The following is a 14,143-nucleotide window of genomic DNA, read 5'->3' as shown; positions in this document are numbered from 1 at the left end:
AATGCCAAGGACAAGAATGTTGTCGTGATCGGTGGTGGTGATACCGCCATGGACTGTGTCCGTACCGCGATCCGTCAGGGTGCCAAATCGGTTAAGTGTCTCTATCGCCGTGACCGCGCAAACATGCCGGGCTCGCAGCGCGAAGTCGCCAATGCCGAGGAAGAGGGTGTCGAGTTTGTCTGGCTGACCAACCCCGAAGCCTTTGTCGGCGATGACAAGGTAACCGGTGTACGTGCCGTCAAGATGCGCCTTGGTGCCCCGGATGCCGGTGGCCGTCAGAGCCCGGAAATCATCGAAGGTTCCAGCTACACCATGGATGCCGACATGGTCATCCTGGCGCTTGGTTTCGAACCCGAAGACTTGCCGACCCTGTTTGATGCACCGGAACTGGGTGTGTCGCGCTGGGGGACGGTCAAGATCGACTTCCGCACCATGATGACCAATCTCGATGGCGTGTTTGCTGCGGGTGATATTGCCCGTGGTGCCTCGCTTGTGGTCTGGGCAATTCGCGATGGCCGTGATGCGGCTGACCGGATTGATGAGTATTTGCTGGCGCGCAAAGAAGCTGCTGCTTAAGCCCGCTGCCGCATTAGGAGAGAGACGATATGAACAAGATCGTTCAGGATAAAATGGATCAGAACCGTGGCGCTGCCGACATCGCCCGTTTTGAAAAGAACGCAGCACATCTTGAAGCCAGTGGCATGTATGACCCGGCCGAAGAACACGCCAACTGTGGTGTGGGTCTGGTTGGTGCGATTGACGGCAAACCGCGTCGCGAAGTTGTCGAAGCCGGTATCGAGGCGCTGAAAGCCATCTGGCACCGTGGTGCTGTTGATGCCGACGGCAAGACCGGTGATGGCGCGGGTATCCACCTTCAGATCCCGCAGGATTTCTTCAAGGCATATCTTAAGGTCATCAACCAGGAAGCCCCGGACAGCCTGATCGCTGTCGGTCAGGTCTTCCTGCCGCGTATCGACATGGCCGCACAGGAACGTTGCCGTGCGATTGTTGAAACCGAAATCCTCAAACAGGGTTACGGCATTCTCGGCTGGCGTCAGGTCCCGGTTGATGTCTCGGTCATCGGTGAAAAAGCCAACCAGACCCGCCCGGAAATCGAACAGGTTCTGATCGGTGTCCGTGATGACGTCGACGAAGAAAAGTTCGAGATCGACCTTTATGCCATCCGTCGCCGCATCGAGAAGGCCGTGCTTTCCGAGGCGATCAAGGATTTCTACATCTGCTCGATGTCGTGCCGTTCGGTGATCTACAAGGGCATGTTCCTGGCCGAAGACGTCGATACCTTCTATCCCGACCTGCGCGATGATCGCTTCATTTCGAACTTCTGCGTCTATCATCAGCGCTATTCGACCAACACCTTCCCGAGCTGGCCGTTGGCACAGCCGTTCCGTGTTCTCGCCCATAACGGCGAAATCAACACGCTGCGCGGCAACGTCAACTGGATGAAAAGCCACGAAGCACGCATGGCACATGATGCCTATGCCGACAGCATCGATGACCTCAAGCCGGTGATCCAGCCGGGCTCATCTGACTCGGCCGCCCTTGATGCCGTGTTCGAACTGATGGTGCGTTCGGGGCGTGACCTTCCGATGGTCAAAACCATGATGGTCCCCGAAGCCTGGTCGAAAAAGGCCTCCACGCCAGACAGCTATAAAAACCTCTATGCCTATTGCAACGCTGTGATGGAACCGTGGGACGGCCCGGCCGCCCTTGCGGCCTATGGCGGCAAATGGCTGATGGGTGGCACCGACCGTAACGGTCTGCGTCCGCTGCGTTATGCAGTGACGGGCAATGGTCTTCTGATCGCCGGTTCCGAGGCCGGTATGGTTCATATCGACGAGGAAGCCTGCGTTGAAAAAGGCCGCCTCGGCCCGGGCCAGATGATTGCCGTCAACCTCGCAGAAGGCAAATTGCTGCATGATGCCGAGCTGAAAGATCAGCTGGCAGCACGTCGCGACTGGTCGAAATGGGTTGGCCGCACCAAGGTGCTTGATGATCTGATTTCACCGGAACATGCCGAACCGGCACATTTCGAAAAAGAACGCCTGCTGCGCATGCAAAAGGCGATGGGCCTTTCCCACGAAGACCTTGAACTGATCCTCCACCCGATGGGTGAGGACGGCAAGGAAGCCATCGGCTCGATGGGTGATGACACCCCGCTTGCGATCCTGTCGGATCGTTATCGCGGTTTGCATCACTTCTTCCGTCAGAACTTCTCGCAGGTCACCAACCCGCCGATCGACAGTCTTCGTGAAGCGCGCGTCATGAGCCTTAAAACCCGTCTGGGCAACCTTGGCAACATCTTGGATGAGGATGAAAGCCAGTGCGATCTGCTGCAGCTCGAAAGCCCGGTTCTGACCAACGCCGAGTATGACGCCATGCGCGGCTATATGGGCGAAAGTGCTGTTGAAATCGACACCACCTTTGACATTGGTGGTGGGCAGACGGCCCTGCGTGATGCGATCACCCGCATTCAGCGCGAAGCCGAGGAAGCTGTGCGCGGCGGTGCCCTGCACATCATCCTGACCGACGAAGGCATTTCCGAAACCCGTGCCGCGATCCCGATGATCCTTGCGACCGGTGGTGTACACAGCTACCTCGTCAAGACGTCGCTGCGCACCTATATCTCGCTTAACGTTCGCTCGGCCGAATGCATGGATGTGCATTACTTCGCCGTTCTGATCGGTGTCGGTGCGACGACGGTCAACGCCTATCTCGCACAGGAAGGTCTGCTGGATCGTTATGCGCGTGGCCTGTTCCCGAATGTGAACAGCACCGCCGAAGTCATGCAGCGCTTCAAGGCCGCAATTGATGCCGGTTTGCTCAAGATCATGTCGAAAATGGGCATCTCGATCATCAGCTCCTATCGTGGTGGCTATAACTTCGAAAGCATCGGTCTGTCGCGGTCGCTTGTGGCTGAATTCTTCCCGGGCATGCCGTCGCGCATTTCGGGGATCGGCCTTCAGGGTATTCAGCGCCGCACCATCGCCCAGCACAAAGAAGCCTTTAACGGCAATGTCGTGACGCTTCCGGTGGGTGGTCTGTATAAATACCGTCGCAGTGGTGAACGTCACGTCTGGACCGGTCCGCTGATCCACACCTTGCAGTCCGCTGTGACGTCTGGCAGCTACAACACCTTCCGCAAGTTCTCCGAAGGTCTGCGGTCGCGTGAACCGCTTCATCTGCGTGATCTTCTTGATTTCCGCAGTGACCATAGCCCTGTTCATCAGGACAAGGTCGAAAGCATCACCGAAATTCGCAAGCGTTTCGTAACCCCGGGCATGTCCCACGGCGCACTCTCGACCGAGGCGCACGAAGCTCTGGCGATTGCCATGAACCGCATCGGTGCGAAATCGAACTCCGGTGAAGGTGGTGAATCGCGTGAACGTTTCCGTCCGCGTGCGAACGGTGACAATGCGCGTTCCTCGATCAAGCAGGTCGCATCGGGTCGTTTCGGTGTGACGGCCGAATACCTCAACAACTGCGAAGAAATCCAGATCAAGGTCGCCCAGGGTGCAAAACCGGGCGAAGGTGGTCAGTTGCCGGGCTTCAAGGTCACTGTGGAAATCGCCCAGCTGCGTCATGCAACGCCGGGTGTGACGCTGATTTCGCCGCCGCCGCACCATGACATCTACTCGATCGAAGATCTGGCACAGCTGATCTATGACCTCAAACAGATCAACCCGCGCTGCCGCGTCTGCGTCAAGCTGGTGTCGCGTTCGGGTGTCGGGACGATTGCCGCCGGTGTTGCCAAGGCAAAAGCCGACGTGATCCTGATTTCCGGTTATGACGGTGGTACGGGTGCAAGCCCGCAGACCTCAATCAAATATGCCGGCGTTCCGTGGGAAATGGGCCTGTCGGAAGTCAACCAGGTGCTCACGCTCAACAACCTGCGTGACAAGGTCAAGCTGCGCGTTGACGGTGGTTTCAAAACCGGCCGTGACGTGGTGATCGGTGCTATGCTCGGTGCCGAGGAATTCGGTATCGGTACCGCATCCCTGATCGCACTTGGTTGCATCATGGTGCGTCAGTGCCATTCGAACACTTGCCCGGTTGGTGTCTGTACCCAGGATCCGGCACTGCGTGCCAAGTTCGTCGGTACCGCAGACAAGCTGGTTAACCTGTTCACCTTTATGGCCGAGGAAGTCAAAGACGTTCTGGCCGAGCTTGGCTACACCCGCCTCGAAGAAGTTATTGGCCGATCAGACCTGCTTCAGCAGGTTCATCGTGGCGCCAAGGACCTTGTTGACCTTGACCTTAACCCGCTTCTGGCACAGGCAGATGCTGGCGATCATGCCCGCTTCTGCACCATCGAAGGCCGTAACGAAGTGCCAGACACCCTTGATGCTCAGATGATCAAGGATGCCCGTCCGCTTCTGGAAGACGGCGAAAAGATGCAGCTGCAGTACAACATCCAGAACACCCAGCGTGCGATTGGGACCCGGATGTCGTCACTGATCACGCAGAAATACGGCATGACCGGCCTGAAACCGGGCCATCTCCATGTCCGTTTGCGGGGCTCGGCTGGTCAGTCGCTTGGTGCCTTTGCCGTGCAGGGGCTCAAGATCGAAGTTCAGGGCGATGCCAACGACTATGTCGGCAAGGGCCTTTCGGGCGGAACGATCGTTCTGCGTCCGCGCCCAAGCAGCTCGCTTAAGACCAACGAAAACACCATCATCGGCAACACCATTTTGTATGGTGCGACCGCCGGCAAGCTGTTTGCCGCTGGTCAGGCCGGTGAACGTTTCTGTGTGCGTAACTCCGGTGCGACCGTCGTGGTCGAAGGCTGTGGTTCGAACGGTTGTGAATACATGACCGGCGGCACGGCTGTCATTTTGGGCTCCGTTGGTGAAAACTTCGGTGCCGGCATGACCGGTGGCATGGCGTTCATCTATGACCGCGACAATACCTTTGCCGATGTCGTTAATGATGGCTCTATCCTGTATCAGCGCATTGAAACCCAGCATTGGGACGAACATTGCCGTTCTCTGATCGAAGAGCATGTGGCCGAAACCGAAAGTGGTTTCGCCCGCACAATCCTCGATAACTGGGACCGTGAACGCGGCAACTTCTGGCAGATCGTGCCGAAGGAAATCGTCGACAAGCTGGAACACCCCATTCGCTCCGAGAGCGAAAACCAGGCAACTGCGTGATCCCTCACGCTTTTGCGCAAGCTCCCTTGTCCAACACACCTGGACAAACGAACTCGCCCCGTACTTCGGTACGGGGCTTTTTTCTTTTGGGGGAGTTGCTTTGCTTGAACCCACGAAGGCACGTCAAATGCGTGCGTTCCTGACGGGAACGTCACGACGCAATGATACGGTATTGCTGGTTAAAGCACGATGTTCAGGTAGGTCCCGCGCCGCGCATTATGGTCAATCTGATCGGTTGCGATCAGGTTGCGCAGGCGGGCAAGCTGGGATGCGATGAAACTGTCAGAGGACGGCTGATCGGAATTGGCGCCAACGCGACCCCGCGAAACCATACCGCCCTGCGGACGCGCGCGCGCATCCTGAAGGCCTGTCTGGGAGGAGCCTGTGCCAATTCTGTTGGTGGTCATCTGATCGTCCACGATTGATGTTGGGCTTACCCTAGCACGTGGTCAGACGTTTGTCATGATCGCGTGACGGGCGGCATCAAAGCGCAATCCGTGGTCCAGACAGAAAGAAGGGTGGCCATAAAAGACCACCCCGGAGGAAGCTAACGAGAGGGAAAAATCACGTTAGGATATTAACCTTGGTGCCACGATTGCCGCTGGTTTCAAGCGGCTGGTGTTCGGTGACGATGGAGCCGATCACCTTGGCAAGACCGGTCGCCTTATTGATCGCACCTTCTGCGGCTGCGAAAGGCAAAGACGGGTCTGCACCACCTTTGGGCGTAATTGCATCATTCACGGCCTGTGCCGCTGAACCAAGTCCTGAACCTTGAACTGAGCCGATCATCCTGACCTCTTTATCTGTCCGGGTGGGCGATGCCCATCAATCTTTACCGGGTTCTTCAAATCTGTCTGAAGTTCACGGTATGGGCTTGTTAGGTTGATATAAGTGATGGTTGTCACACTATCCAGTGCTGTCGTAATCCAAACCCTGCCAATTGCTTGGTTTGCAAGCATTTTAACTAATATAGGCGGGTAAGATTTTTTTAACCATTCGGCGAAAATTCCGCGATTTCGCGATGGTCAGGGTTGGGGACTCGACCCGTTGAGAAGCGATGTCAGCTCGACTGCGCCCGTTCGGATGCGAGTTTGAGCGCATCATGAACCGCTTTCTGCAACTTGCCGGGGCGGAACGGCTTTTTGACAAACACGTAATTGCCCAAAAGATTATCCAGTTCCTTGCGCGATCGTGCCGGGTAACCCGACATGAACACCACGCCATAGCGCGGGTTTTGGCGCAATGCTTCGATGATCAGTTGCGGGCCGCTGCGCCCGGGCAAGACGACGTCGGTCACAATCACATCAAATGCCGCATCACCCGTGCTCGTTTGCAGGATCACCAACGCTTCTTCGGTGCTTTTCGCGATCTCGGTGCGATAACCGGCCTCTTCGAGGATGATTTGGGCAGTGGTGCGCAGGGCCTGTTCATCATCGACAATCAGAACACGCTCGCCATTGCCGGGGAACACGCCGATCTCGTCAACTTCGTCCTCTGGCTCCGCACCCGGTTCCGAACGCGGCAGATAGATCGAGAACGTCGTGCCTTCGCCCTCGACACTTTCAATATTGATAAAGCCGTGGGCCTCTTCGACCCAGCTATGAACAATCGAAAGCCCAAGTCCGGTACCCTTGCCCGGCTCCTTGGTCGAGAAGAAGGGCTCGAAAATATGATCGATCACGTCTTCGGGAATCCCGGTGCCGGTATCCTGCACGGTGATGACAACAAACTGGCCTTCGACCTCTGGCGGATAGATATCCTCGTCTTCATCGGCATCGCGCTGTGCCAGTGGCGGAATATCGGCACTGCTACATGAAATCTGAAGCGTGCCACCATCTGGCATCGCATCGCGCGCATTGATCGCAAGGTTGAGGATACAGGCCGACAATTGCGTCGGATCAACCCGGGTATGAAGGTCGGCCTCGTCGGCCCAGATTTGGAGATCAATCCGGTGCTCTAGCAAGGTCACCAGCAGTTTTTCCATCTCCGCAAAGATGCTTTCAACCCGGACATTTTTCGGTTGATCAATCCTGCGGCGCGAAAACATCAAAAGCTGGTCGGCAACACCGGTCGCCCGCTCGCCAAGCGAGATGACGTGATCGATATATTCCTTCACCCGTTCAGGATCATCAATCTTGGCACGTGCCACTTCGGCGAAACTCAGGATACCGGCAAGGCAATTGTTGAATTCATGGGCAACACCACCGGCCATCTGGCCAACCGCCTCAAGCTTTTGCGATGTGGCAAGCTGGCGCTGCAAGGCTTGTTGTTCCTCGGCGGCGCGATGCTGTTCGGTAATGTTGCTGCCCGTCCCGCGGTAGCCGTTGAAACTGCCATCCAGCGCAAAGACCGGAACGCCATTGATCCGCCCGAACTGCTTTTCACCATCCCGCGATGTCCAGGAAAATTCGACGTTATAGAATGCGGTATGTTCATCAAGATGGCGTTGCAGATAGTGCCATCCTTCCGGATGTTCCGGATGAAGCCCAAGTTTGTCAAACGACTGCCCCTGCGGAGAGCCATTGATTTCCTCGATCAGCTGATAAAACTTGTATGACGCAAAGGCGATTTTGAAATCGCTGCCCATCTCCCAGTACCAGTCGGCGGAAGACAGGGTAAAGTCGCGGAAACGCTCTTCGCTGTCGCGCAAGGCATTCTGGGCTGCCTGATGTTGCTGGGTGCGGCGTTCCAGACTTTCGGCCATGGCGTTCAGGCCACGCTCCAGAATGCCGATTTCGTCACGTCCCATCGGTGTCAGCCGTGAACTCAGCTTGCCGACCTGGATCTTGTTAACAAACTGTGCCGCCGTGATCAGTCGCTTAAGCACCGTGTGCTGGGTAAACAGGAAAATCAGTGCAGAGGTCAGCAACACACAAAGGATGGAACCGATCACAAGCACCGATTGCATCTGGCGCTGGCTTTCTTCAAGGCCCTTGGTGGATACCTTGAGATAGACATACATGAAGGGCTGATTGGCATTTAGCGCAAAGATCGGCGTGATGCTGACCATGCTTGACCCGGTATCGTCATCAACCGTGAACAGGGTCTGCTCTCTCATGTCGGCGCGAAGCTGTTCGGTCGGGAAGTCGGGTAACGAGCTGATCGACGCACCGATCATCAACGGGTCGGTTGAATGATAGATGGTGCCGTCAAAACCGACAGCCAGCGCTTGCTGCAAATGCCGTCCGAGAAGAAGTTCCATCTGCTCGGGGTCGCTCAGAATAGAGACCTTGAGTTGTTCCTGCTGGATAAGCCGTCCGGGTGTGCTGATCTGTTCCGCAATCCTGCGGTCAATTTCGGCCCCGAAATAGTTCACATAATAACCGCCAAACAGACCAAAAAGGATGGTTTCCACGACAATGATCGCAAATGCGATCTTGAAAACCAGACTGCCGATCAGTCGGTCAAACAGCGTCCTCAAGTTAATTCTGCCCCCATTCAGAATGATGCGTGTTTGTCGTGGATTTTACTCGGGCTGAATAAAATACTGACTTGGATTGGTCGGTGCAGGTGTCGCATAACTCCAGGCGGCAGGCATGACCTTGGGAACGTTGTGGAAGTCCCGTGCCACCACGCCTTTTCTGTTTGGCGGTAATGCAATTCCCATAAGGTAAAACTGATTTGCACTGATGTCGAGAATATCGCGCATCAGTTGATTTTGTTTTTCCGCATTTGCTGTCGCTTTCAGCTGGTCATAAAGCGCAAGCTGATCGCGAACATCCTGGGGCGGGGTGATGGCATCGGGGCTTTCCGGGTTCAGGTACCAGTTGGCCCATCCGGTTGCATACCAGGACGATTCAGAAGACATCGGCAGGTAATTGATCGGGATGAGCATCGCATCAAGGCCGCCATCGCCGCCCCACGCACTGGCATTGTGTTCATTGCGTTCGCGCAACGCGACAAACTCGTCACGCGCAAGGTTCCGGGCCCTGACATCAATGCCAAGTTCGCGCCAATACCCCATGACCGCGTCCAGCATCTGAAAGCGTTCCGCACCCTCGGTATCAATCGTGAATGAAAGCGGCTTGCCGTCCGGACGCAACAGGATGCCGTCATCATTGATGGTGGTCAGTCCCGCTTTGGCAATATAGCTCCGCGCCAGTTCGACATTGTATGCCATGAACTGTCGCGCCAGCACCGTGTGATATTGCGGGCTTTCCGGTCTTGGTGCCGCTTGATGGGGCAAGGCACCGGGGACAAAGCGATCAATGATGGTCTCGCGATCAATCGCATATGACAGGGCAACGCGAAAATCCTTGTTCTGGAAGATGTCGCGCAGCACCGGGTCCTTGTCATTAAGATTAAGCGACAAGGTCATGATATTCATATCGCTCTCAATCAGCGTGAAGGCCTGAAGATCCTTGTTTTGGGCCAGAACTTCGTTGGCGTGCGTGCCGATATGGCGTTCCTGCATATTGACCTTGCCGGCAATTGCCGCATCCCCAGCCGCACTTTTTGACGGCACCAGTGTCATGGAAACCGTGTCGATATAGGGAAGTTGACGGCCGGTCGGATCAATTTTCCAGTAATAGGGATTGCGCTTGGCGATCAGCGGATCGTCCTTGCCATATACCCCGGTAAGCACCCAGGCATTCAGGGTCGGCACACCGGGATTGTTCCAGCGCGTCGGGTCGTCAATCGTACCGGGCTGCCCAAATACGTCGATAAAGCGTTCTTTCCAACCCGAATAACCCATCTTCTGGGCGTCGGCATCGGCATTGGCATTATATTTCGGCAAAAGCGGCTTCAGAAAATGCGCCGGATAGCTTACCGGCTCAACGCCTTCGGGGCGGGCAAGGGCGGTCGGGAAAAGTCCGTATGGCTTGCTGAAACGAAACGCGACGGTATAGGGGTCGATCTCGTCGACTTGCACGGTATTGCCGCCCGATGTCAGCCATTCCGGCACCGCATCGGCAAAGGCCGGATTGTTCAGGATATCCTCGTACCAGAAAACGATGTCATCGGCCGTGAACGGGGTGCCATCCGACCAACGCATGCCTTGCCGCAGACGGAAAAAGAACTCGGTTGCATCGCTGCTGGGCTGGAACGACAGGGCGACATTGGGGATGGTCGAAGACCATTGCGGGGTCCAGCGCAGCAGTGGCTCATATCCAATCGTCCTGATCAGCAGGGCATGGTCGCGGCTGTTACGCTGCGCCATTTTCCATGTACCGCCATAGGTTCCGACCCGTTCATTGGGGGTGACGATCATCGGTGCAGTCGGCAGGCGATCCTTGACCGGCGGCAGATTTCCGTCCTCAACCAGTTTGGCAAGTTCGGGTGCTTCACCAAATTCAAAGGCGTGCGTTTTGGCAACGCCAGTCAGCATTGTGGTCAGTGCAACAATCAGGATAAGAGTATGGTGCCTCACAAAAACCTGGCCCCCCTTTTGGATTTGTGTGCTCTGGTCTAAAGTATTGCGACAACTACCCTAAAGTGGTGGTATGTTGATCCTCCCAAACTAGATAGAGTGATCGAGTTGTGGAAGTACAAAATTTGCAATCGCGCGTTTTTTTGTATCGATTCATTGCGCGGTGAAATTGCTATATGTGAAATGCGTTTCGGTTTTCAAACGCATTTTCATCGGTGATCAAATGATCAAACCGTCCGCTCGATTGGGAAAAATTCAGCGTCGTACCCATCTTTTTTCTTCTTATTTTAATTCGACCCTAGCATCCGAAACGCCCGGAAATCAAAGTTTCTTTTAAACTAATATAACGATCTGCAGCGGCAGAGAGCGCCTTGCAAGATGTGATTGGATTTGCACTCTGTCGGGACAGCCCAATATGATGACTGTGTCACAATGCGAACCGAAAGTTGTGCCAATGACGCAATCAGATAACAGCGATAAAACAGGTAATGGACCGTCATTTTTACCCGGTCCAAAGCCCGCGGCACCGATCCCCCGATACGAATCGGGTTCGGATTCGCGTTTGCGTGAAAGATTGCGCGCAACAACGGCGGGCGTCTCGCCTGTTTCCGGATCCGACGATCAGGACCGGTTCAATCTGGCGGGTATTGACGGCATGATTGATCGCAAAAAGGCCAATGTCGCCGCCAGGATCGTCGATACCGACCCCGAACAGGCATTGCGGGTGATCCGCAACTGGCTGCTGGGCAACTAGTCTCCAGCACACATCCACCCCGCCTACCATCCCATGCCATCCCTTCGGCTGTTTTACGCCGCTTGTCGATAATGCTTTGGATCTGCACGGGTATTTGTCATGGTTTTACATGATAGATATCTTTTGAAACATCGGGGGCAGGGGTTTGACGGATTTTAGTAAACTGATCACGGCGCAGTTCTGCGTTTTTGATCCCGACTATGTCGCGCAGCAAAAAACATATGCCGCAAAGCTGGCCCCGCTTCAGGATAAACTGATCGCCGCCCAGCAAACCGGCAACAGCATGGTGGCCTCCGATCAACAGATGATCGAATGCAAATGGCTGCTGCAATATACCGCCGACTGGAAGGCGCTTGATCAGAAGCTCGATGGCTTTGCCAGTTCGCTGAACAATCCCGATCAGGCCTGGGCGGAAAAACAGGTCGCAAGCGATGGCTCCTGGGGGCCGTGTTACGATCAATGGTTCCTCAAAGTCGATGCGATGATTGATGCTGTCAATACGCTGGCCGATGAAGGCAAGGCGCCGGAATACCCGCTCAGTTTTCTGGAACCGATTTCAACACCCGACAAGATGACAGCCTGGCTCGATGGTCAAAAGACATCGCGGATTTTCGCCGATGGTCTGGATCGCCGCGATGCCCTTGGGGCGGTTACGGCAGCCCTTTCACAGATGTGCTTTAAAAGCGAAATCCGCGATTATTTCAAAACCAACGTAAAGGGTTTTGATCTGACCGATGATTACATCTCGGCCTACAAATCATGGCTTGATGACTGGCAGGATGGTCAAAGCGGTTATTGGGGCGGTTGGTTTGATACGACCGATCAGGGCGTTCTCAAAAGCAGCGATCTCAGCCTGACGTTCCACAATATCTCCTACCAGCATGGCAAGGTCGATCTGTGGACGCAGATCTTCAACACCACCCTTGCGATCCGCGATGATGCCTATCCGTTCGGCTGGAAGCACAATGGGGATTTCAACAATCACAACAATTATGACGTCACCAAGATTTTTGATCTTGGCTGGGCAAAGGTTGATGGCGCGACACAAAATGCAGCATCCAAGGACATCGCCTTGGTGCTTGATTGGTGTCTGACCAAATCGATGACGCCCGATGGCGGTTTTATCGATGACCCGACCTTCTATAATTCGGTCGGGGCCGCCTATTACTACGGCGTCTCGTTCCTTGATCAGGCGGGATATTTCGGCACAACCGCGCCGTTCTGGACCGACAAGCCGTTCCCGAACGGGCCAGCCCTTTGCTGCAAAATCCAGAAAAAGATCAAAGCCGAAGGCCTCGATGATGACGAAGCCAAGGCAGCGCTTGAAAAACTCGTCGATGCCTGCGGCAATTGCAGGTGATCGGCAAAATCTTTGAATAATTTGATCTATGCATTGGCGAAAGAGGGATCACTGCACCCATACTAATAGCTAAGAACAACAACGTATAATGAGGTTTCGGATGACGGATCGAACAGACATTGATCTTGCGAAATTGCGCACCCGGCTGGAGGAAAGACGCGCCGAGATTCTGGCACATTCAACCCACTCGGAAGACTACCGCAAGCCGGTCGAACTGGATCAGCAGGCGGTCGGTCGTTTATCAAGGATGGATGCCCTGCAAAATCAGGAAATGCATCTTGAACAGGAACGCCGCCGCGTGGTCGAGCTGGAGCAGATTGAAAAAACCCTCAAGCGCATGGATGACGACCAATACGGTCACTGCCACAATTGCGGCGAACCGATCGCGGCCAAGCGCCTCGAATTCGATCCGACCACACCGCTTTGCGTCGATTGCGCCGATCATGTGAGCCATGGCTGATCGTTGCGCGTAAAGGGAATATCGCAAACGCTGCGTGCGGGTGTTTCTGTGCGCGGCGTTTTCTTTACAGGCAGGAGAAACGTTTTGCCGGCTTTCGGGCAACGCAATGATCAGATTGGAAAAGGCCGCGTCTTGTGCGCGCTTTTGATCGTTCTGGCTGCGCTGGTGTCTCTCCCCAAGCTTGCCCGTGCCCAAGGCACATGTGCGCCGATCAGCGCGCCCGAAGCCTTCCTTGAATTCAATCACATGGATCCGATGCTTGATCGGCACCGCTCGGTGCGCTGGCTCAACAGCCGTGCGGGGGGCAGTCCGCGTTTTCTCGTGACGGGCCTCACCGAATATGAAGTTCAGGCATCGTTCGATATGCGCTTTGAACCGCGTCAAGTCGGCTTTGGCCGTTATTGCCTTGATCCGGTGCGGGTCAATCCCAAGGTCGATGTCGTCAAACACTTGGTCTATATCGCGTCCGAGCTTGAACGCGGCACGTGCGAATATGATGTGGTTTACGCCCACGAAGGCGAACATGTGAAGATCAATCAGGGCATGGAGGCCGACATTCGTGCCGCCCTTGATGATCTGGTCAATGATGTCGTCAGACAGGTTGGTGCCATGTTCCCGATGCCAGCGGACAATGCACAGCGCGCCATGCGGCGGCTGATTTCAGAATATGGCCGGGATTTCAAAAGACGGCTGAACGATATTCGCAGGCGGAGTGCGGAAAAACACAAACGGATCGATACGCCGCAACAATACGAAAAGCTGTCACTGGCCTGTGGGCCGAACTCGGCCTTTCAAACCGTCTTGCAGGATGCCGCAAGATAGGATTTGTCGGGGATCAGTCGGCGTAATTGTCGTCATCCGGGGCGTCCATTCCCGCAACTTCACGCAGTCCCACAAGATTAAGGTTAAAGACATTGCGTGACTTGAATTCCAGCAGATCATGACGTCTGAAATCGGCGATGATCCGGCTGGCCGTTTCGGTGGTAATGCCAAGCATCGCACCAATATCTTCGCGCCCCGGAACGGT

The 14,143-nt window shown here is 55.2% G+C and carries 11 protein-coding genes; 6 read left to right on the top strand and 5 right to left on the bottom strand.

The annotated features are described in order from the left end of the window. Both B3Z49_RS00945 and gltB read left to right on the top strand, forming a co-directional pair. Positions 1-576 (top strand): FAD-dependent oxidoreductase (locus B3Z49_RS00945; protein ID WP_296987504.1); only part of this gene is annotated, 576 nt, incomplete at its 5' end. Between the two features lie 29 nt (positions 577-605). Beyond that, on the top strand, positions 606-5,171 hold the full coding sequence (gltB, locus tag B3Z49_RS00940) for a glutamate synthase large subunit (RefSeq protein WP_296987502.1): 4,566 nt from the start codon (positions 606-608) through the stop codon (positions 5,169-5,171). A 179-nt stretch (positions 5,172-5,350) separates the two neighbouring features. Here gltB and B3Z49_RS00935 read toward each other — a convergent pair whose 3' ends face one another. From B3Z49_RS00935 to B3Z49_RS00920, 4 genes are all read right to left on the bottom strand, one after another. Further along, entirely contained in the window at positions 5,351-5,578 is a 228-nt protein-coding gene (locus B3Z49_RS00935; protein ID WP_008888353.1) for a hypothetical protein, read from the bottom strand. A 157-nt stretch (positions 5,579-5,735) separates the two neighbouring features. Continuing rightward, positions 5,736-5,960, bottom strand: coding sequence for a hypothetical protein (locus B3Z49_RS00930; protein WP_062956730.1), 225 nt, complete (start codon positions 5,958-5,960; stop codon positions 5,736-5,738). A 271-nt stretch (positions 5,961-6,231) separates the two neighbouring features. Further along, complete coding sequence (locus B3Z49_RS00925) at positions 6,232-8,592, bottom strand: ATP-binding protein (protein ID WP_296987494.1); 2,361 nt, start codon at positions 8,590-8,592, stop codon at positions 6,232-6,234. A 45-nt stretch (positions 8,593-8,637) separates the two neighbouring features. Beyond that, positions 8,638-10,542: an ABC transporter substrate-binding protein gene (locus B3Z49_RS00920; protein ID WP_296987493.1), complete on the bottom strand. Its 1,905-nt coding sequence runs from the start codon at positions 10,540-10,542 to the stop codon at positions 8,638-8,640. Positions 10,543-11,104: 562 nt separating this feature from the next. On the opposite strand from B3Z49_RS00920, the gene B3Z49_RS00915 reads away from it, so the two are divergent. The 4 genes from B3Z49_RS00915 (at position 11,105) to B3Z49_RS00900 (ending at position 13,938) form a co-directional block, all read left to right on the top strand. Beyond that, entirely contained in the window at positions 11,105-11,296 is a 192-nt protein-coding gene (locus tag B3Z49_RS00915; RefSeq protein WP_238538628.1) for a hypothetical protein, read from the top strand. Between the two features lie 145 nt (positions 11,297-11,441). Then, on the top strand, positions 11,442-12,656 hold the full coding sequence (locus tag B3Z49_RS00910) for a hypothetical protein (RefSeq protein WP_296987488.1): 1,215 nt from the start codon (positions 11,442-11,444) through the stop codon (positions 12,654-12,656). 100 nt (positions 12,657-12,756) lie between these two features. Continuing rightward, on the top strand, positions 12,757-13,116 hold the full coding sequence (locus tag B3Z49_RS00905) for a TraR/DksA family transcriptional regulator (RefSeq protein WP_296987486.1): 360 nt from the start codon (positions 12,757-12,759) through the stop codon (positions 13,114-13,116). Between the two features lie 84 nt (positions 13,117-13,200). Further along, positions 13,201-13,938 carry a hypothetical protein gene (locus B3Z49_RS00900; RefSeq protein ID WP_296987483.1) on the top strand — a complete coding sequence of 246 codons (738 nt, stop codon included), beginning with the start codon at positions 13,201-13,203 and terminating at the stop codon, positions 13,936-13,938. A 13-nt stretch (positions 13,939-13,951) separates the two neighbouring features. Here the strand turns inward: B3Z49_RS00900 and B3Z49_RS00895 are convergent. After that, the coding region (locus B3Z49_RS00895) for a helix-turn-helix domain-containing protein (RefSeq protein WP_296987481.1) at positions 13,952-14,143 on the bottom strand (192 nt) is incomplete at its 5' end.

The sequence above is a fragment of the Thalassospira sp. UBA1131 genome, from assembly GCF_002311515.1.
Lineage (GTDB): Bacteria > Pseudomonadota > Alphaproteobacteria > Rhodospirillales > Thalassospiraceae > Thalassospira.
This window is presented reverse-complemented; position numbering and strand designations above follow the sequence as displayed.

What these genes read in the sequence shown, in the direction of transcription:
- B3Z49_RS00905 (WP_296987486.1), top strand. Translation starts at nt 12,757, where the DNA reads ATGACGGATCGAACAGACATTGATCTTGCGAAATTGCGCACCCGGCTG.
- B3Z49_RS00935 (WP_008888353.1), bottom strand. Translation starts at nt 5,578, where the DNA reads ATGACCACCAACAGAATTGGCACAGGCTCCTCCCAGACAGGCCTTCAG.
- B3Z49_RS00930 (WP_062956730.1), bottom strand. Translation starts at nt 5,960, where the DNA reads ATGATCGGCTCAGTTCAAGGTTCAGGACTTGGTTCAGCGGCACAGGCC.
- gltB (WP_296987502.1), top strand. Translation starts at nt 606, where the DNA reads ATGAACAAGATCGTTCAGGATAAAATGGATCAGAACCGTGGCGCTGCC.